Source organism: Pseudoalteromonas sp. T1lg122 (assembly GCF_002964825.1).
Taxonomy (GTDB): Bacteria; Pseudomonadota; Gammaproteobacteria; order Enterobacterales; family Alteromonadaceae; genus Pseudoalteromonas; species Pseudoalteromonas gelatinilytica.
Genome location: NZ_PQCG01000032.1, coordinates 805,830 through 823,948, shown reverse-complemented (window position 1 = coordinate 823,948; position 18,119 = coordinate 805,830). Strand labels below are relative to the sequence as shown.

Here is an 18,119-nt window from a genome sequence, read left to right as displayed (position 1 = left end):
TTTTTTATTAATAAGAAAAAAGTATTAAGGTTTAGTGTGAAAATTTCAATGATTGCTGCTATGGCAAATAACCGAGTAATAGGCCAAGACAACCAGATGCCATGGCATTTACCCGCCGATCTACAGCACTTTAAAAAAGTAACTATGGCAAAGCCTGTGATCATGGGCCGTAAGACGTTTGAATCCATTGGTCGCCCTTTACCTGGACGTCAAAATATTATTATCACGCGCAACGCTGATTACACAGCAGAAGGGATTGAGGTGGTTACTTCACCAGAGGCTGCGCTGGCATTGGTTGCTGAAGTTGAAGAAGTTATGATTATAGGTGGCGGAAATATCTACGAACAATTTCTATCTCTGGCAGATCGACTATACTTAACATTCATCGATCTTGAAGTAAGCGGTGATACGCAGTTCCCAGATTACGAAAGTGTTGCTAATTGGACAGTTGTCGAGCAAGAACAGCATCAGCCTGATAACAAAAACCCTTACTCGTATACGTTTGTAACCCTGTACAAAAATTCGTAACATTATTGCGGTAAAATTAATTAGTTGGTACAATATTACACAATCTTGGTAAGAAGAAAGTATTACATAAGGGCAAAATATGATGAAGTTACCAAATATGTTACTTGCAGCGGCTGTTGTTTCAGCGTCAGTTGCGTATACAGCACCAGCAAAAGCTGATGATCAATTAGCGGTTTCAATCTGTGAGTATATTGCAGCAGATGATAAAAACCGTTTACGTGATAAGCTTAAGAGCTCACGTGTTAAAATCCGTAACATCTTTGATGCTGTACAGTGTAATGGTAATAACATGCTTCGTCATGCAATCGAAAGCGGCGCAGCAGATACAGGTGAATACATCGTTAAGAACCTATCTAAAAGTTCTTTAGAAGACGGTGCAGACATCGCATGGGCTGAAGCAAACGGCCACGGTGGTTCACCACTAATCGCTGTTATTAAAGACCGCGCAGGTCTTTAATTTAAAAGCCAATAGAATTTAAGAAACCGCACTCGTTGCGGTTTTTTTATGCCTGAAAAACGCTTCGCTAAATTAATTCCTACTCGCTGTAATACGTAATTATTTGCTATTAAAAAATGCGCCTATTTGGGAGGGGAGGCAGGCTAATATTAAGTGTAGTCAGCTCACAAGATAGGCGAATTGATATGAATACATACAAAAAAGCCGTGTTTTTTTTCACAAACACGGCTTCTATCTTTGTTAACTCGTAACTCGTAACTCGTAACTCGTAACTCGTAACTCGTAACTCGTAACTCGTTTACAGCTTCTTAAACTTTAAACGCATCGACCGATAAACGTAGTTCTTCTGCTAACTTAGCAACTTCTGAACTTGAAATATTGGTTTGGTTTGCGCCCTCAGCTGTTTGCTCTGCAATTGCCACAATCGACTCTAAGCGTTCGCTAATTTCTTGTGATACTTGTTGCTGTTCGTGAGCGGCTGTTGAGATCTCTTCACTTACATTATGAGCTTGTGCAACGGCTGCAGTGATTGAATCAAGGGCTGTGTTGGCAAGGTCTGACTGCTCAACACACGACTCAGCTTGTTGCTTACCTTTCGACATCGCCGATACAGCAGCCTCAGCGCCAACCTGAAGTGATTCAATCATAGCTTGGATCTCTTGGGTCGACTCTTGAGTCTTGCTTGCTAAAGAGCGAACCTCGTCAGCTACAACAGCGAAGCCTCGGCCTTGTTCGCCAGCACGTGCAGCTTCAATTGCAGCATTAAGCGCAAGTAGGTTAGTTTGCTCTGCAATGCCACGAATAACATCTAAGATACCGCCAATTGATGCGCTGTCTTTGTGTAGTTGATTGATAACTTGTGATGCATCATCAACTTCACGGGCAAGTTGTTCAATGGTTGCTTTATTTTGTGAAGAAATACCTTTAACACGGTCTGCTTCTTTATCCGCGTTTTTAATTTCACTCAGCGCTTGTTGAGCACTGCTGCTTACCGCTTGTGATGTACTGCTCATTTCAGTGGTTGCAGTTGCAGCTTGTTCAACTTGTGCTTGTTGATTACGAATCGCCTGGCTTGACTCTTCAGTGATTGCTGAAGTTTCCTCAGAAGCCGCAGCAAGCTGTGTAGAGCGAGAAATAATACCTTGAATAAGCGTACGCAAACTTTCGATGAGTGTATTACAGCTTCGTGATAACTCACCAAACTCATCTTTAGCTGAATCATCTAGGCGTTGAGTCATGTCACCACTAGCAACAATATCAAGAATTCGATTAACTTCAGATAGAGGTTTAGTAATACGGTTAACTGTAATCGCTGCTACTGCAATAGCAATTAAAGTCGCGATAACCATGGCAATCCAAGTCCAAATAGTCGCCGTTGATACATTACCGCTTACATCTTGCTGTAAGTCAAAGGCAAGGACAGTTGCTTGATCAACCAGCTCTTTAAGTTGTTTCAGGGCTTCGGTCGTTGATTTTTCTGCATTGGCTAGTTCAGATTCAGTTTGTGCAATTGCATCAATTAGGCGTTTTTTATTTGCAGATAAACTGTTGTTGCCGCGCACGTTATTGGCAAGGCTTTCAAAATAACCATTTAGGTCATTATATAAGTCAGCATTATTATCAATGATAGCTGGGCGAATAAGGCCAAGGCTTCGTTCAACTTCTTCCAAATAGTAAACTTGCTCGTTTTTAACAATATCTAACGTGTTAAGGGTTTTAACCGTTAACATATCAGTACTATTAGTGACGACTGACTGGAAGTTGTTTTCCATGTTGTTGGCAGCTTGATAAGCACGTGAGTGGTTTTCTTCAAGGCCATCAATATCAATGATATCTAGCACAACTGAGTTAGCATCTTCGGCGCTGATCTCGATACTTTCAAGCTGCGTGCGTAGCGTTTTATTCAGTTCTAGCTGAGTTTGTTTATCTGCGAAAAGGTTATCAACAGATTTAGCAAAACGTTTATAAGTTTGTTCAACTTCTTGGCTGCTTTGTTTCAGTTTAGGATCGTTACTCACTATCTGCTGTAGCTCTTGGTAAGAGCTATCGTAACGCTTTTTCTGTTCAGTAAAATTCTTGCGAAGAGCCGCTAACTCATCTTGTGATGTGGTGTAAAAGCTGGCTTGTGCCGATTTACTCATCAAAATGAATTCAACCTGCAACTCATAACTTTTATCGAGAGCCGGTAATGACAGCTGATTAACTCGCTGCGTTGATTGATCAATGTTGGTAATTCTGATCAACGAGTTACCACCAATAAATAGCAGGAGTAACGTAATAACAATAAAGCCACCCCAAATACGCTGTCTAACGGTCAAGTTCATATGTAATTCCAGAAAATAGTACTAATCAACACTTATCGGCAAGGTTGCCAATTAGTTAAGTATTTAAATTTAATTAGCTTTAAATTAAATTAACTTTAATTGTTATAAATCTAACAGATGTTCAGCTATTTTTCAGTTTATTTAGATAAAAGAGTGGGATTTTTCGACAAAACAGCCTTTTTGGCTGAGTTCCATGAGTGTCATAGCACCTCCCCATACACAGCCGGTGTCGAGAGCGTGAATATTTTTAGCTTTAACTTTACCTTCTAAAGCAGCCCAATGACCAAATGTGATCTGTTGCTTGAGCTTACTAATATTCGGATGCTCGAACCAAGGGATTATTGAGCTATCTTCACTAATGCTGGTTTTGTTACTGAAATCGAGTTCACCAAGCAAATTAACAAAGCGCATGCGCGTGAAGTAATTAACGATATAACGAAATTTAGCCTCGTTAGGTAATGTTGATTGCCATGCTAATGGATGAGGGTCATACATATTGGCAAAGTAATGGCTTGCATCAGCACCTTGATAGCAACGCTCTGCAAAGCGAGCACGCTTTAGTGCTTTTTTTATCGACCAATTAGGGTTTAAGCCAGCATGGCTTATGAGCATGTCATAGCGTTCAAGCCATAAGGCTAATGGTTGCTGTTGCAAAAAGTGAATATATTCAGCGCGTTTTGGGCTATCAAAAACATCAGCAAGTTTATCTTTTGGGTTTGCTGGTTTATTTAGATAATGACAAGCAATAAGGTGTAAATCATGATTACCAAGGGTAATACTGACACTGCCTTGCATTGTATAAAGGTGCTCGAGGCAGGCGAGTGAATCAGGGCCTCGAGCGACAATATCGCCGACTAAGTAGAGATGATCTTGGCTTGGGTTAAAATCGACACGTTTTAAAAGCGTATCAAATTCACTATAACAGCCCTGTAAGTCACCAATTGCGTAGTCAGCCATTGTTACCTAGTGCAAAATGTTTGGACGGGCTAAACGAAACACCTCGATTGGTGCTTCAAATTCAGTACCAAACTCGTTGCGCATGGTGTAGTGGCCTTGCATTGTCCCTACAGGGGTATCAAGTACCGCACCGCTGGTGTATTTGTAACTTTCACCAGGGGCAATGGTCGGTGTTTCACCAACAACGCCTTCACCTTGTACTTCCACTTCTTTGCCATTGGCATCGGTAATTAACCAGTAACGACTCAAAAGCTTAGCACTACATAAACTGTGGTTTTTTATGGTGATTGAGTAAGCAAAAACGTATTTATCTTGTTCAGGCTCTGATTGACCTTCTACATAGAAGGTCTCAACCGACACCTTAATTGGAGAACCTAAATTACTGCTTGTTGTCATAAATCCAATTAGCTATATCAATAAATTGTTGTAAAGACAGGCTTTCTGCACGAAGAGTGATATCTATACCGATACCTGTTAGCTCTTCAGCTGTAAGCAAGTTAGCTAAGCTGTTACGCAGTGTCTTACGGCGTTGATTAAACGCTTCTAAACATACTGTATTTAAAAGTTTAGTGCTTTTAGCTGTGCGTTGCTCTGGCTTTTTCGGGATCAAGCGAATAACCGCTGAATCAACTTTAGGAGCTGGCTTAAAACACTCTGGTGGCACATCAATTACTGGCATTGCGTGGCAGTAATATTGTGTCATTACATTAAACGGCCAAACGCTTTACTGCCTGGGCCTGCTACCATACGCTTGACCACTTCTTTTTGTAGCATAAAGTGCATATGCTCAACGTTATCTGCGAACTCAAATAAATGGAATAGCAGTGGGGTCGATACGTTATAAGGTAAGTTACCAAAAATCTTTAATTTTTCGTCAGACTTGATCAGAGTGCTAAAATCAAACTTCATTGCATCGCCTTGATGCACCGTTAATTTTGGCCCTAAGAATGGGTGGCTTGTTAAACGTTCTGCTAAGTCTTTATCTAGCTCAACAACAGTTAGGTGGCCACTTAAATCAGCGACTGGCTCAGTGATTGCACCAAGACCCGGGCCGATTTCTACTAAATTGTCTTCAGGTTTAGGATCGATAGCCGTGACGATTTTGTCGATGATCATGTCATCGTTTAAAAAGTTTTGACCAAAACGCTTACGTGCGCGGTGTCCTAAATGTACTTTATCTGTCATTGATTCTGTGCTTTTTCATGGGCGAGCTTAATTGCTTCGCGGATCGCTAATTCAAAACTACCTACATCAGCAGTACCCGTGCCGGCTAAATCGAGCGCCGTACCATGGTCTACTGAGGTGCGAATAAATGGCAGGCCAAGGGTGATGTTGACCGAATTGCCGAAACCTTTGTATTTTAGCACAGGTAATCCCTGATCGTGATACATTGCTAGCACTGCATCTGCTTGCGAAAGGTATTTATCTTGAAAAAGGGTATCAGCAGGCAATGGTCCAATTAAGTTCATGCCTTGGTTATTTAACAGCTCTAACGTTGGCGCTATGGTATCAATTTCTTCAGTGCCTAAATGACCATCTTCGCCAGCATGTGGATTGAGGCCACAGACGAGGATACGTGGTTTTTCAATACCAAACTTAGTTTGCAAGTCATGGTTTAAAATAGTGGCAACTTTACTTAAACGCTCAACGGTGATTGCGCGCGATACGTAAGCAAGCGGTATGTGCGTCGTGACAAGTGCTACGCGCAAGCCTTCGGTTGCTAACAACATCACGACATCAGCAGTATTCGATTGCTGTGCAAAATACTCAGTGTGACCGCTGAATGAGATACCTGCTTTGTTGATAATTCCTTTATGTACTGGGCCTGTAACAACTGCGGCAAAGGTACCGTCCATATTTTTTTCACTGGCGATACGCAATGTATCGAGTACATATTGACCATTGGCGTCATTTAGTACACCTACTTCAACGTCTGTGCCTAAATCTACTTGGTGTAAGTAAACACTGCCAGCAGGCGCAATACTAGGCGTTTGGCTATCATCAAAGTCAATTAAGTTAATGTCTAAGCCAAGCAACTTGGCGCGCTGTTTTAACAGCGCACCATCAGCAATCACCACCAGTTGGGCATCCCACTGGTGCTGCGCTAACTTGATAAGTAAATCAGGGCCAATACCGGCTGGCTCACCTGGGGTAATTGCAATTCTAATGGTCATAATTTTTATTCTGTTGGGAAAATGTCAACGTGTGCTTGCTCACGCATTTCTTGCTGCCAGTTGAAACTTTCTTCTTTAAATTTACGATTAAACAGTAGTTGGTGAGCGCGGTTACGCTTAGCTTGCTCTGTTTTATCTGCTACACGCTTGTCAAGTAGCTGTACAATGTGCCAACCAAACTGTGTTCTGAACGGCTCGCTGATTTCATTTTTTTCTAGCGAAAGCAGAGTATTTTTGAACTCTGGTACATAAGTACTTGGGTCTGTCCAATCGTACTCACCGCCTTTTAATGCAGAACCTGGGTCTTCAGAGTACTCTTTAGCAAGCTCAGCAAAGTCAGCTTTACCTTCTCGAAGGTCTTTTGCAAAGCCTTTAAGCATGTCACGAGCTTTTTCTTCGCTTAAAATAATTGATGGTTTAACTAAGATATGACGCGAACGAACTTCAGTAGTTTCAACTACTTGACGGCCACGAACATCTTGTACTTTAATAATGTGGAAACCAGCGCCAGAGCGAAGCGGGCCAACGATATCATCTTTTTTATGACCTTTTACCGCTTCAGCGAATAGTGATGGCATTTCGTTAATGCTCATCCAACCAAGCTGACCACCTTCAAGTGCTTTTGAACCACTAGAAGATGAAATAGCGATACGTTTAAATTCTTTGCCTTCTTTTAAAAATTCGATAACTTTGTCCGCACGCGTTTTAGCACTGGTGATTTCATCCGGTGTTGCATCACTTGGAATATCAATCAGGATGTGACCAATATCGTACTCTTCGGCACTTTTACCTTGAGTTTCCATAATTTTTAAAAGGTTATCGATTTCTTGCGGGCTGATATAGATGCGACGGTCAACGTTCGCACGCATAACTTGTTGCGTGGTGATCTCTTTACGAATTTCTTCACGGTATGCTGGGTAGCTCTCGCCTGCAGCTTCAATTGTACGGCGTAAATCAGCGATTGAACCACCTTGCTCGCGCGCCATGTTTTCTAGCGTTTGGTCTAACTGAGAATCAGAGATTTCTAAGCCCATGCGTTCAGCAAGTTGCATCATCAGAGTTTGGTTAACTAAACGTTCAATTGCTTGAATGCGAAGCGTGTCATCAGAAGGTAATTCTTGACCTTGCTCTGCAGCTTGAGTTTTTACTCGGTTGATTATGGTATCTACTTCACTTTGTAAAATAACACCTTGGTTAACTACACCAACGACTTTGTCGATTTCGACAGGTTTTGCGAAAACGCTTTGGCAAAGGCCAACTGTTAATAATGCAGATGCAAATAATTTTTTTAAATTCATACTTTTTCTAATACTCTTGCTAATAGTACTGCGGTACTAGTTATTAAGAAAATACGGTCTACGATAGCCAAAAATACCTTGTTGTAATAATTTTTGTGCATCATAACGGCTTTTACTTCCAAGCCCTTTTAATACGATATTGAAGCCAATACTGGTATCAAAGGTTGCTTGCTCTTGACCAATCGCCTGGTTTAAATCAGTTTCGATTTGACGACGGCCTGTGATTTGAAACGCCCAACAGCACGATTCATACTGAAGACCGCTGAAAACCTCAATACTACGACCACTTTCTAAATCGCGGTGATAGCTGCCAACAAACTGCCAATCTTGCGATAGCGGAATGCTGGTAAATAGACCAACTTGCTCGATTGTATTGCCTGAGACATCATTTGCATAGCGATGGTTCAATTGCACGAGCTGTTTATCGTCACCTTTATAATCTAAGGTGATATTTGATTGAATAATTTCTTTACCATCAGTGTCGTATTGAATACCACCTGATAAATACCAGCGACGGTGCCAATGTAACATGGTTTGCGCTGCGAACAAGGCATTGTAGTTAGTATCAACATTAATACCTTGTGATGTAGGTTTAGCATCATCACTTAAATAGAATATTTGGCCAGCGCTGAAATTAAATACTTCTTCGTTTTCACTGCTAAACAGGCGAGTTGTCGCACCTAACGTAAATTGGTTCGCAGTGGCAATGCGGTCGATGCTTGAGAATCGACGGTCTCTAAATAAACCAAAAAAGTCGTCTTGTAATTTTGTTGTATCGTAAAGGCCAATGTTTGATTGGTCTTTATTAGGGGTGTACAAGTACTGAATTTGTGGTTCAAGTGTTTGAATACCATCTTTAAAGAAAAACGCAGTATCACGCTCAAAATTTAATTGGCTGTATAATCGCACTTTTGGCAGGGTACGGGTGACTTTTTCGTCGTAGTCGGTACCTGTTAAATCACCATGCTGATTATATTCTGTATGCAGTAAACTGAATTCAGATAAAAACGACCAGGCATATTCTTGATAACCAAAACTTGCTTTCGGTTCTATGTGAACACGGCTTGCTTCATCAATGACGGCATCATCATTCGTGAAGTAGCTAAGCTCACCATCTAAGGTTAAATCAACGCCATAAAAGTTATAGGCATCAGTTTGCGAAAAGCTAATTTGTGGCAGCGCCGCGTATGATTCGCGGTGATCACCAAGCACTTCAAAACTTTGCAACTTGATATTAGTACGCCAAGTGTCACCTAAGTGGGTGAGTGAACCTGTGCGGTATAACTGAGTGTCTGTACGGGTCGCATAACCAGAATTTAAATCGGTTAAGTAGTTATCATCACTAACGTTAGTAATATCGATATTACCGCGCCAGTTCTCACCAAAGTAGCTTTGCTGCTGCCAATGGAATAGATAACGCGAGTCAACATTTGGCTCTTCATCATCTTTATCTAAGTATTCAACGGCAATGAGACCGTTGTTTTGCTCAGTTAAATAACGAAACTCACCAATCATTTGTAAGCCGCGCTTCGACATATAGCGAGGCGTAATGGTGGCGTCGTAATTAGGTGCAATATTCCAATAATACGGAGTGATAGTTTCAATACCGTAGCGACCAGAACTTGAGAAATTAGGTGTTAATAAACCTGATTTACGGCGGTCATCTAACGGAAACGTAAAATAGGGAATATAAAGCACGGGCGTATCAAATACTCGTAATACGGTATTGTGGGTTTCGCCCCAGCCATCTTCACTTGATAAGTCAATTTCGTCAGCTTCGATTGCCCACACCGGTGTTTCGCCGGGGCAGGTAGTAAAGCTTGCGTTCATCAGGTTTAGGCCAGACTCGTTGACTGTTAGTTTTTCTGCGCCACCATGACCTAGTTGGTCGGTGAGCTTATAATCAGCACCAAGCAAGCTTAATTCAGAATTATTTAAATCCGCATTGAGCCCAGAGCTATTAATTTGGCTTACTTTATCGCGATAAACGATAGGGCCGGTTGCATTAAGTAACCCACGTTGTTTGTCAATCAGTGCACTTTGTGCGGACAAATTCATCGTTAGGGTGTTAATATCTACATTACCGGTAAATTCTGCGCTTTGGGTACCCAATAGTTCAATATCATCGGATTTGATATCGATCATATTAAGTTCAAGGCCAGGGAGCGGTTGCCAAGCTCTGGTTTGCATTGAAGTGCCACAAAAATTGTGTGTCAGTTCAGTTTCGGCGAACGATGGTGCGCTAAGTACGCTTAGCATCATTATGCCCCAGGTTTTGCTCATTTAATGACCTTAATGCTCTTTGGTTGGATATAAGCTAGACATAATAAAGGAAAACAATGGCAAATACAGTAATTGACTTAGTGAAAAATAGATATCTTACTAAATGAATCGTTATAAAAGTTTACAGCAGTTTTTAAATCCTCACTTTAAAGAGGATGAATATCAATTAGCCGCCATCACTGGGGATGCGAGTTTTCGCCGTTATTTCCGTGTAAATACAGGTGATCAAAGCTATATTGTCATGGACTCAGATCCAGACAAACTAGATAACACACCTTATATAGAACTTAACAAAGTATTTTCTCAGCATGGCTTTAAATTACCAAGAATTCTTCAGGCTGATGAAAAACAAGGCTTCTTCTTGCTGAGTGATTTAGGCAATACTCATTTGGCTGATTTACTGGGCGACGAAGACCGCACTTTACACTACAAACATCTAATAAAGTTAAGTGCACAGTGGGCGCAAATCCCGCCTGCCCAATATATGAAAGTATTTGATGGCGAGTTTTTACAGTTTGAGCTAAGCATTTTTAGAGATTGGTTAGTCGATAACTTTATTGGTGAGCAACTCTCTGCTGATGAACAGCAAATGTGGCAACAGGCTTGTGAGTTATTAGTTAACAATGCGCTTGAGCAACCAATTGTTACGGTGCACCGAGACTTCCATAGCCGTAATATTATGCGCACAGGGCAGCAATGGGCAATCATCGATTATCAAGATGCGGTGCAAGGGCCAGTGTGTTATGACCTTGTGTCGTTATTAAGGGATTGCTATTTCAAGTTACCAGAGCAAGAGCTCGATTACCTTTTGCATTACGCTTATGACGAATTTAGCGAGCAACAGCTATTGCAAGACACCTCATTTGCGATGTTTAAGCGCTGGTTTGACTTAACCGGCGTGCAGCGTCATTTAAAAGCTGCAGGTATATTTTGCCGCTTAAAATTACGTGACGGTAAGTCTGGTTATTTGAATAATGTGCTGCCAACCCTTACATACATTAGTAATGTCAGTAAAGAATACCCAGAGTTAACAGCCCTTGGCCAGTGGATAGAGCAGACTATTATTCCACAGACTAAGCAGCGATTAACTAAAGAGTCCAAATGAAAGCAATGATCCTAGCGGCAGGGCGTGGTAAACGCATGATGCCGCTAACAGAAACGATGCCAAAGCCGATGCTAAAGATTAACGGCAAGCCATTATTAGAGCATCATATTAATAACTTACGTCAAACAGGCATTACCGATATTGTCATTAACCTTGCTTGGCAGGGCGATAAAATAACAGAGTATTTCGGTAATGGATCGCAGTTTGGTGTATCGATCACTTACAGCCAAGAGCAGGCTGGGGGGCTTGAAACCGCCGGGGGCATCATTCAAGCATTGCCGTTATTGGGTGAGCAATTTATTGTCATCAATGGTGATGTGTTTACTGATTACGATGTGACTTCGTTAATGCAGTTGCACCTGCAAGTCGGTGAGGCGCATATTGTCCTTGTTGAAAATCCTGCGCATAATCCTGATGGTGATTTTGCGCTGAGTCATCTAAGCCCTGATAGTCAAAAGTATACTTTTTCCGGTATAAGTCGTTATCATGCTGATTTCTTTAAAGGTCTCAGCACTGGTGTTCGTCCACTTGGGCCTATTTTGCGAGAAAAGCTCAGTGAGCATCAGGTTTCGACTGAACTTTATTTAGGTCAGTGGGATGACATTGGCACACCAGCCAGACTCGACGAAATCAATCAGCGTTTCGCTGTGTAATAACAACAGAGGTTTGCCAAATTATGTGGGGAAAAGTACTCGGTTTTTGTTTTGGCTTTATGTTTGGCAAGTTTATTGGTGCCTTACTCGGCCTATACCTAGGCCATATGTTCGATCGCAGTTTAAAACAAGATTTTGATAAAGCCGGCGGTTTCTCTGGTTTGTTTAAAGGCGATGATATTAACGAACGCCAAGCACTTTTCTTTTCGAGCTGTTTTGCAGTGATGGGGCATATTGCCAAATCAAATGGCCGTGTTAGTGAAACGCATATTCGTGCTGCAAGTGTCTTTATGGACGAAATGGGCTTATCGGGTGATGAGCGTCGCGAAGCACAAGATGCCTTTCGAAGCGGTAAAGAAGCTGACTTTTCACTAAAAGAAACCGTTCATGACTTTAAAGAGCGCTTTGCTCGACGTCATGACCTATTGCAACTATTCCTTGAAATACAAATTCAAATGGCCTTTTCTGATGGTCACCTTGCAGAGCAAGAAAAGCAGCTTTTGCAAGAGGTGAGCAAGCAGTTAGGTATATCGCGTACTCAGTTTGCAATTTTATTAAAACGCTACCAAGCCGAATTTGCATTTCGCCAGCAACAGCAACGTTTTTATGAACAGCAGCGTCAACAAAGCCAGCAAAATCGCAGTAGTCATAGTGAACAAAGAGGGCACAGTGTGCCACCGAATAATGGTATGAATCGCGCCCAAGCATTAGCGCTTTTAGGCTTAAACAGTGATGCATCGGCACGAGATATAAAAGTAGCTTATCGAAAACTCATGGCTCAACATCACCCCGATAAGCTGGTATCACAAGGTCTACCAAAACATATGATGGAAGTTGCAGTAAAGAAAAGCCAAGATATTCAGGCGGCTTACGAGTATTTAAAAAAGGCGGCGTAAAAAGCCGTCTACTTCTTTGAGCAGCCGCTGATGCTGCTCAGGCTCTGAAGGAACACCAAATAACTCTCTTTGTCGGTAGTCATATTTAGCGTGTTTTCTTACCCAGCGTTTTCTGTCTTTTACACTTTGCAGTGTGTCAGGGTTACCCTCACTATAAAAAATATCCAGTAACGGTGGGCTGATAGTCGAAAGCGTGGCATTGAGATGCTGGTTTCGAACACTGTTAGGTAAATAACTTCCTAGGCTAATAAATGCGTTTAATTCGTTATTTGGAAAGCTAGCATAATGCTCAATCAATAGCCCCGCACTGGCACCTTGAGCTACTACAATAATGTTGCCGCCTTCGTCCATTGCACTGTTATACAAGGCATTGAATCTGGCAATTAGCTTTAATTTATAATCATCAAGCACGGCTTCACTAATATTAGGTTCACCTGTAACAAAGTGAGGCGCTTGTTGTGTTTCGGCTAGTGGAGCAGGAACTGCTTGCTCATCACTTTGTGTCGTAGATTCAGTTTTAGAGCTTTCTGATGGCTTAGGCGTTGCCATATCAGCAGGGTGCCAATCAATGTCAGGCATGGTCATGGCAAGGGTTGCATAGCCAATTTCGTTTAACTGCTTACGCAAAAAGTTAATACCGGCATTATTAGTGGGTAGGTGCTGCCAATCAGGAATAATGAGCACAATCCCGCGTTGGCTTGCTGCCATCGATTGACGATATAAGCTAATGAACTCATCTTCACCGGCAAGCAGAGTACGTACTTCATCACTTGGTAAAAAGCGTTGAATATCGTTAGTAACCAAACTTGACCAAGGGGTCGGTTTAATAAAATCGGCAGCATTCACATTGCCCATCAACGCAAAACAGGCTGCGTAAGCTAAGCGATGTGCGGGTTTTAAATTCATGCCGATATTACCTGAGTCTTTAATTAAATCAGTGATTAATTAACTATCGGCAGTCTTTATTAAATATTTAGCGAATTGTCTTAAAACTCAGGAGCAGCTTCAAAAATCAGTGTTTCGCCGCTGACTGGGTGAGCTAAAGTTAGCATTTCGGCATGCAGTTGTAAGCGAGGAGCCATGGCAAATGCCTCGGGATGCGCATACAACTTATCGCCTAAAATAGGGTGACCTAATGACAGCATGTGCACACGTAGTTGGTGAGAACGCCCAGTGATAGGGGTCAGCTCGACACGAGTTGAACTCTGTTCACGCTCAAGTACTTTAAAGTGGGTCAATGACGGTTTGCCATTGTCGTGATCAACCATTTGCTTTGGGCGGTTCGGCCAATCACAAATAAGTGGCAAATCTACCGATCCTGTTTGTTGATCAAGCTTACCAAATACACGAGCAATGTAGCGTTTCGCGGTTTTTCTATCTTGAAATTGAATACTTAAATTACGATGCGCTTCTTTGTGCATGGCTAAGCAAATAATGCCAGAGGTTGCCATATCTAAGCGATGAACAATTTTCGCAGTTGGAAATACACGATTAACGCGTGAAATAAGACAATCGGCGTGTTTCGGATCTTTTCCCGGCACAGTAAGTAAACCACTTGGTTTATTCACAATAAGTAAATCATCGTCTTGATAAACAATACTTAAATAAGGTGTCATTGGGGGATTATAATTGAGTAACACAGCCAGCCTCGATGATATGCAAGGGCGCTATTTTAAAGGAGTATGAGCGCATACACAATGCTAGTGCAGGTTTTCGAGTATATGCTAACGAGTCGGACTCTCTTTATTTCGGCTTGTTGTAGTTAGCATAAAAAACGCGATGTGAAAGCACATCGCGTTTTTTGCAGACGTATAAAAATCTTAATCTTTACTACTTATGATAGCTTAAGCACGTTTCCACTTCGTTCTTCGAGCCTAAGATCACCGCAACACGTTGGTGAATTGCATCGGGTTGAATGTCCATGATGCGCTCAGTGCCTGTTGAGGCAATACCGCCAGCCTGTTCAATTAACATTGCCATTGGGTTTGCTTCGTATAGTAAACGTAATTTGTTCGGTTTATTTGGATCTTTCGTGTCGGTTGGGTAAGTAAAAATACCACCACGACATAATACACGGTGCACATCACCGACCATTGCAGCAATCCAGCGCATGTTAAAGTTACGACCACGTGGGCCTGTGTCACCAGCAATTAGGTCATTGATGTAATTTTGCATCGCTGGTTGCCAATGACGTTGGTTTGAAGCATTGATTGCAAATTCGCTCGTTTCTTCAGGTACGCTTGCAAAATCTTGCGTTAATAAGAAGGTACCGTGCGTTTTATCTAAGGTGAAAAAGCGTGTGCCTTTGCCGGTTGTTAACGCCAGCACGGTAGATGGGCCATATAATACATAACCCGCTGCAACTTGGTTTTTACCCGGTTGCATAAAAATACTAGGATCAGCCGGATCAGCCCCTTCAGGCGCCGCCATAATTGAGAAAATCGTACCAACGAGTGAGTTGATATCAGTATTTGATGAGCCATCAAGTGGGTCGAATGCAACAATGTAGTTGGCATCTGGATTACCCGCAACGGTGAAGTCTTCTTCTTCAGAGGCAATGGCTTTTACGTAGCCCGATTCTAATAAAATATCTTTTAAAAGTTGGTTAGTTAGAACATCGAGTTTTTTTTGTGTTTCACCCTGAATGTTTTCGTCTAGGGTTGAGCCTAATACGCCAGATAGGGCGCCTTGACCAACACGAAATGAAATTTCTTTACATGCCGCAAGTACCGTTCTGATCAATGAGATCAGTTCACGAGGGCAACCATCTTCTAACAATACCGGTGGGAGTCTACGCATTCTATTTTCCTGATAACGTTGTAGCCAGACATTTTTAGTGTGAGAGAGAATGTCTTAGCAAGCGCTGAATTTCGTCTTAAATAGCTGATTTTTATAAACGGTACTTTATACTGCTTAATACCTATACAGTATTTAAAACGCGAATAACAAAGATAAGATTATGCAAAAAATACCATTACTACGATATCTGCTCTTAGCTGTGCTACTTACTATGATAACTCAAGCACACGCAGCAATTAAGTCTATAAATGATTTTACTGAAAAAATGACTCATTTTTCAGGCTATTTTTCATTTTACTACGACACAGAAAACGGCAAATTGTATCTTGAGGTGGATAAACTCGAGCAACAATTTTTACTACAACAAAGCCTACCTTACGGTGTTGGTTCAAATGATATTGGCTTAGATCGCGGTCAGTTAGGTGACACACATTTAGTACAGTTTGAGCGTTTTGGCGATAAGGTGATGCTAAGAGCTATCAATACTTATTACCGCGCTAATACTAATAACCTTGCGGAACAACAAAGTATTAAAGAGGCATTCGCATCGAGTATTTTAGCGGGTTTTAGCGTTGTAGCTCAGTCAGACACTGCGGTACTCGTGGATTACACCCCTTATTTATTAAGCGATGTTCATGGTGTAAGCCGTCGTTTATTGGCAACCGGGCAGGGAGGCTTTAACTTAGATAGCAACCGCAGTGCGGTATATTTAGCGCGCTCAAAAGCGTTTGAAAAAAATACTGAATTAGAAGCCGTGCTTACTTTTCAAGGTAATAACCCAGGAGAGTATGTACGCCAAGTGAGTGCAGACCCTTACGCACTGACAGTACATATGCATCACTCATTAATTGAATTACCTGATGATAATTACACCCCGCGCAAGTTCCACCCGCAAGCAGGTTTTTGGAGCATTGAGCACAAAGATTATGCGGCAGCGCTGGGCGAGTCTATGTATGTGCGTTACATCCCGCGTCATCGTTTAGCGAAAAAAGATCCGAGCTTGCCAATCAGCGAGCCCGTTGAGCCGATTGTTTATTACTTAGATCCGGGCGTACCCGAGCCAGTTAAAACAGCGTTACTTGATGGGGCTAAATGGTGGAATGATGCCTTTAATGAAGCAGGTTATAAGAACGCATTTATCGTTAAAGTGCTCCCTGATGATGCCGACCCTATGGATATTCGCTACAACGTAATTCAATGGGTGCACCGTGCAACACGTGGTTGGTCATATGGAAGCTCAGTGATTGACCCTCGAACTGGCGAAATTATCAAAGGCCATGTGACACTGGGTTCACTTCGCGTACGTCAAGATATCCTAATTGCAGAAGCATTAGCAGCTCCCTATTTTGAAGGCAATGAAGTGGCTAAGCGTTTACAAGCCATGGCACTTGATCGTATTCGTCAATTAAGCGCTCATGAAGTAGGGCATACTTTAGGTATTTCGCATAACTTTGCAGCGTCAGTGGCAGACAGAGCCTCTGTAATGGATTATCCACACCCACTACTGAGCTTTGATGAGCAAGGTAAATTAGATGTAAGCCGAGGCTATGCTGCTGGTATGGGTGTGTGGGACACCCAAGTTATTAAATATGGTTATAGTGATTTCACTAATCAAGATGAAGCACAGCAATTGGCCGCAATTTTAGCTGAAAACAAAAGCAAAGGGCTGGAATTTATTTCAGACAGTGATGCCCGCGCTCAAGGTGGTGCTCACCCAACAGGGCATTTATGGGATAACGGCAGTTCACCAAGTGATGAGCTAATGCGTGTACTTGATGTTCGTAAACAAGCACTGACGAGCTTTGGTATCGAAAACATCAAAACAGGCACTGCTTTATCGCAATTAGAAGAAATGCTGGTGCCGCTTTATTTGTTCCATCGCTATCAAGTTGAAGCGGCGGTTAAATTAATTGCCGGTGTAAATTACGAATACGAAGTACGCGATGGCTCACAACCAAAAGGGGCGCAGGTTGTTACAAAGCAAACACAACAAGCAGCAGCCGATGCAGTGCTTGCGACACTAAAAGCTGAGAACCTTGTTTTACCTGAGTTGGTATTAGCACTTATTCCACCAAAAGCATATGGTGAATCAAAATCACGGGAGAGCATTGTTGGCCGCACAGGCCTCACGCTTGATGCGATGGCACTGCCAGAGGTTGCTGCAGCACATACCTTGAGCCTACTTTTTAATAGCCAACGCATTAACCGTTTAGCGCAGCAGCAAGCACGAAGCGATGCATTTTATGGTTTAGATGCGCTATTAGCACAAACTTATCAGCAAGTTTTCGAGCAAAAAATTGCTTCAGGTATGGCTGGTAAAATTAGTCAACGTGTGCAGCTTTTAACGGCGAAACAGTTTGCTGATTTAGTGGCAAGCAATGAGGTGGCACCCGAAGTACAAGCTCAGTTACGTTACTACTTAGCTAAACTTGCAAAGAGTTACCAGCAAGAATCAATGCTAGGCAGTGCATCCGTTGGTAACAGTGCATTTAAGCAATATTTAAGCGAGCAAATCAGTCACTTTTTAGAAAGCGGTGAATGGCCTGCAAACTTTAAAGTGTTGCCAATGCCACCGGGCTCACCAATTTAATCCACCTTTCTTTTAAGACGCCTAGCATAGCTAGGCGTTTTACTTGCATAAAATT

The 18,119-nt window shown here is 42.0% G+C and carries 15 protein-coding genes and 1 pseudogene; 6 read left to right on the top strand and 10 right to left on the bottom strand.

Annotated features, from left to right (window positions below):
• The first annotated feature begins 48 nt into the window (after positions 1-48).
• Positions 49-528, top strand: a complete 480-nt coding sequence (gene folA / locus C2M33_RS16140) for a type 3 dihydrofolate reductase (protein ID WP_082874031.1) — start codon at positions 49-51, stop codon at positions 526-528.
• 79 nt (positions 529-607) lie between these two features.
• Positions 608-985, top strand: a complete 378-nt coding sequence (locus C2M33_RS16135) for a DUF3718 domain-containing protein (RefSeq protein ID WP_063702967.1) — start codon at positions 608-610, stop codon at positions 983-985.
• A gap of 308 nt (positions 986-1,293) precedes the next feature.
• Here the strand turns inward: C2M33_RS16135 and C2M33_RS16130 are convergent, their stop codons facing one another.
• The 7 genes and pseudogenes from C2M33_RS16130 to lptD form a co-directional block, all read right to left on the bottom strand.
• Positions 1,294-3,309, bottom strand: coding sequence for a methyl-accepting chemotaxis protein (locus tag C2M33_RS16130; RefSeq protein ID WP_063702969.1), 2,016 nt, complete (start codon positions 3,307-3,309; stop codon positions 1,294-1,296).
• A 141-nt stretch (positions 3,310-3,450) separates the two neighbouring features.
• Complete coding sequence (locus tag C2M33_RS16125) at positions 3,451-4,266, bottom strand: symmetrical bis(5'-nucleosyl)-tetraphosphatase (RefSeq protein WP_063702971.1); 816 nt, start codon at positions 4,264-4,266, stop codon at positions 3,451-3,453.
• Between the two features lie 6 nt (positions 4,267-4,272).
• The gene (gene apaG, locus C2M33_RS16120; protein ID WP_054550996.1) at positions 4,273-4,662 is read right to left on the bottom strand and encodes a Co2+/Mg2+ efflux protein ApaG; all 390 of its coding nucleotides are present in this window, start codon (positions 4,660-4,662) and stop codon (positions 4,273-4,275) included.
• Positions 4,646-5,451, bottom strand: a pseudogene (gene rsmA, locus C2M33_RS16115) (16S rRNA (adenine(1518)-N(6)/adenine(1519)-N(6))-dimethyltransferase RsmA). The gene apaG and the pseudogene rsmA overlap by 17 nt, the downstream one beginning before the upstream one ends.
• Positions 5,448-6,440, bottom strand: a complete 993-nt coding sequence (gene pdxA / locus C2M33_RS16110; protein ID WP_063702974.1) for a 4-hydroxythreonine-4-phosphate dehydrogenase PdxA — start codon at positions 6,438-6,440, stop codon at positions 5,448-5,450. The pseudogene rsmA and the gene pdxA overlap by 4 nt, the downstream one beginning before the upstream one ends.
• A 5-nt stretch (positions 6,441-6,445) precedes the next feature.
• Positions 6,446-7,738 carry a peptidylprolyl isomerase SurA gene (surA, locus tag C2M33_RS16105; protein WP_063702976.1) on the bottom strand — a complete coding sequence of 431 codons (1,293 nt, stop codon included), beginning with the start codon at positions 7,736-7,738 and terminating at the stop codon, positions 6,446-6,448.
• Positions 7,739-7,774: 36 nt separating this feature from the next.
• Positions 7,775-10,021: an LPS assembly protein LptD gene (gene lptD, locus C2M33_RS16100; protein ID WP_063702978.1), complete on the bottom strand. Its 2,247-nt coding sequence runs from the start codon at positions 10,019-10,021 to the stop codon at positions 7,775-7,777.
• 103 nt (positions 10,022-10,124) lie between these two features.
• Here lptD and C2M33_RS16095 point away from each other — a divergent pair, with 103 nt between their 5' ends.
• Genes C2M33_RS16095 through djlA form a run of 3 tightly spaced genes read left to right on the top strand, consistent with a single transcriptional unit; the run spans position 10,125 to position 12,675 of the window.
• Positions 10,125-11,126, top strand: a complete 1,002-nt coding sequence (locus C2M33_RS16095) for an aminoglycoside phosphotransferase family protein (protein WP_105174893.1) — start codon at positions 10,125-10,127, stop codon at positions 11,124-11,126.
• Positions 11,123-11,779 (top strand): N-acetylmuramate alpha-1-phosphate uridylyltransferase MurU, encoded by a 657-nt coding sequence (gene murU, locus C2M33_RS16090; protein ID WP_105174892.1) that lies wholly within the window; start codon positions 11,123-11,125, stop codon positions 11,777-11,779. Before C2M33_RS16095 ends, murU begins: the two co-directional genes overlap by 4 nt.
• Positions 11,780-11,802: 23 nt before the next feature.
• On the top strand, positions 11,803-12,675 hold the full coding sequence (djlA, locus tag C2M33_RS16085) for a co-chaperone DjlA (RefSeq protein ID WP_105174891.1): 873 nt from the start codon (positions 11,803-11,805) through the stop codon (positions 12,673-12,675).
• Here djlA and C2M33_RS16080 read toward each other — a convergent pair.
• The 3 genes from C2M33_RS16080 to C2M33_RS16070 form a co-directional block, all read right to left on the bottom strand.
• Positions 12,658-13,581: a DUF3530 family protein gene (locus C2M33_RS16080; protein ID WP_063702986.1), complete on the bottom strand. Its 924-nt coding sequence runs from the start codon at positions 13,579-13,581 to the stop codon at positions 12,658-12,660. The two genes, djlA and C2M33_RS16080, sit on opposite strands and share 18 nt — an antisense overlap.
• Positions 13,582-13,661: 80 nt before the next feature.
• Positions 13,662-14,315, bottom strand: a complete 654-nt coding sequence (gene rluA, locus C2M33_RS16075) for a bifunctional tRNA pseudouridine(32) synthase/23S rRNA pseudouridine(746) synthase RluA (protein ID WP_082874028.1) — start codon at positions 14,313-14,315, stop codon at positions 13,662-13,664.
• Between the two features lie 190 nt (positions 14,316-14,505).
• A complete protein-coding gene (locus C2M33_RS16070; RefSeq protein WP_063702990.1) occupies positions 14,506-15,474 on the bottom strand; it encodes a class 1 fructose-bisphosphatase in 969 nt (322 codons plus the stop codon).
• Positions 15,475-15,634: 160 nt separating this feature from the next.
• Here C2M33_RS16070 and C2M33_RS16065 point away from each other — a divergent pair, with 160 nt between their 5' ends.
• Complete coding sequence (locus C2M33_RS16065; protein WP_063702992.1) at positions 15,635-18,064, top strand: zinc-dependent metalloprotease; 2,430 nt, start codon at positions 15,635-15,637, stop codon at positions 18,062-18,064.
• Positions 18,065-18,119: the final 55 nt, after the last annotated feature.

What these genes read in the sequence shown, in the direction of transcription:
- folA (WP_082874031.1), top strand. Translation starts at nt 49, where the DNA reads ATGATTGCTGCTATGGCAAATAACCGAGTAATAGGCCAAGACAACCAG.
- C2M33_RS16135 (WP_063702967.1), top strand. Translation starts at nt 608, where the DNA reads ATGATGAAGTTACCAAATATGTTACTTGCAGCGGCTGTTGTTTCAGCG.
- C2M33_RS16130 (WP_063702969.1), bottom strand. Translation starts at nt 3,309, where the DNA reads ATGAACTTGACCGTTAGACAGCGTATTTGGGGTGGCTTTATTGTTATT.
- C2M33_RS16125 (WP_063702971.1), bottom strand. Translation starts at nt 4,266, where the DNA reads ATGGCTGACTACGCAATTGGTGACTTACAGGGCTGTTATAGTGAATTT.
- apaG (WP_054550996.1), bottom strand. Translation starts at nt 4,662, where the DNA reads ATGACAACAAGCAGTAATTTAGGTTCTCCAATTAAGGTGTCGGTTGAG.
- pdxA (WP_063702974.1), bottom strand. Translation starts at nt 6,440, where the DNA reads ATGACCATTAGAATTGCAATTACCCCAGGTGAGCCAGCCGGTATTGGC.
- surA (WP_063702976.1), bottom strand. Translation starts at nt 7,738, where the DNA reads ATGAATTTAAAAAAATTATTTGCATCTGCATTATTAACAGTTGGCCTT.
- lptD (WP_063702978.1), bottom strand. Translation starts at nt 10,021, where the DNA reads ATGAGCAAAACCTGGGGCATAATGATGCTAAGCGTACTTAGCGCACCA.
- C2M33_RS16095 (WP_105174893.1), top strand. Translation starts at nt 10,125, where the DNA reads ATGAATCGTTATAAAAGTTTACAGCAGTTTTTAAATCCTCACTTTAAA.
- murU (WP_105174892.1), top strand. Translation starts at nt 11,123, where the DNA reads ATGAAAGCAATGATCCTAGCGGCAGGGCGTGGTAAACGCATGATGCCG.
- djlA (WP_105174891.1), top strand. Translation starts at nt 11,803, where the DNA reads ATGTGGGGAAAAGTACTCGGTTTTTGTTTTGGCTTTATGTTTGGCAAG.
- C2M33_RS16080 (WP_063702986.1), bottom strand. Translation starts at nt 13,581, where the DNA reads ATGAATTTAAAACCCGCACATCGCTTAGCTTACGCAGCCTGTTTTGCG.
- C2M33_RS16070 (WP_063702990.1), bottom strand. Translation starts at nt 15,474, where the DNA reads ATGCGTAGACTCCCACCGGTATTGTTAGAAGATGGTTGCCCTCGTGAA.
- C2M33_RS16065 (WP_063702992.1), top strand. Translation starts at nt 15,635, where the DNA reads ATGCAAAAAATACCATTACTACGATATCTGCTCTTAGCTGTGCTACTT.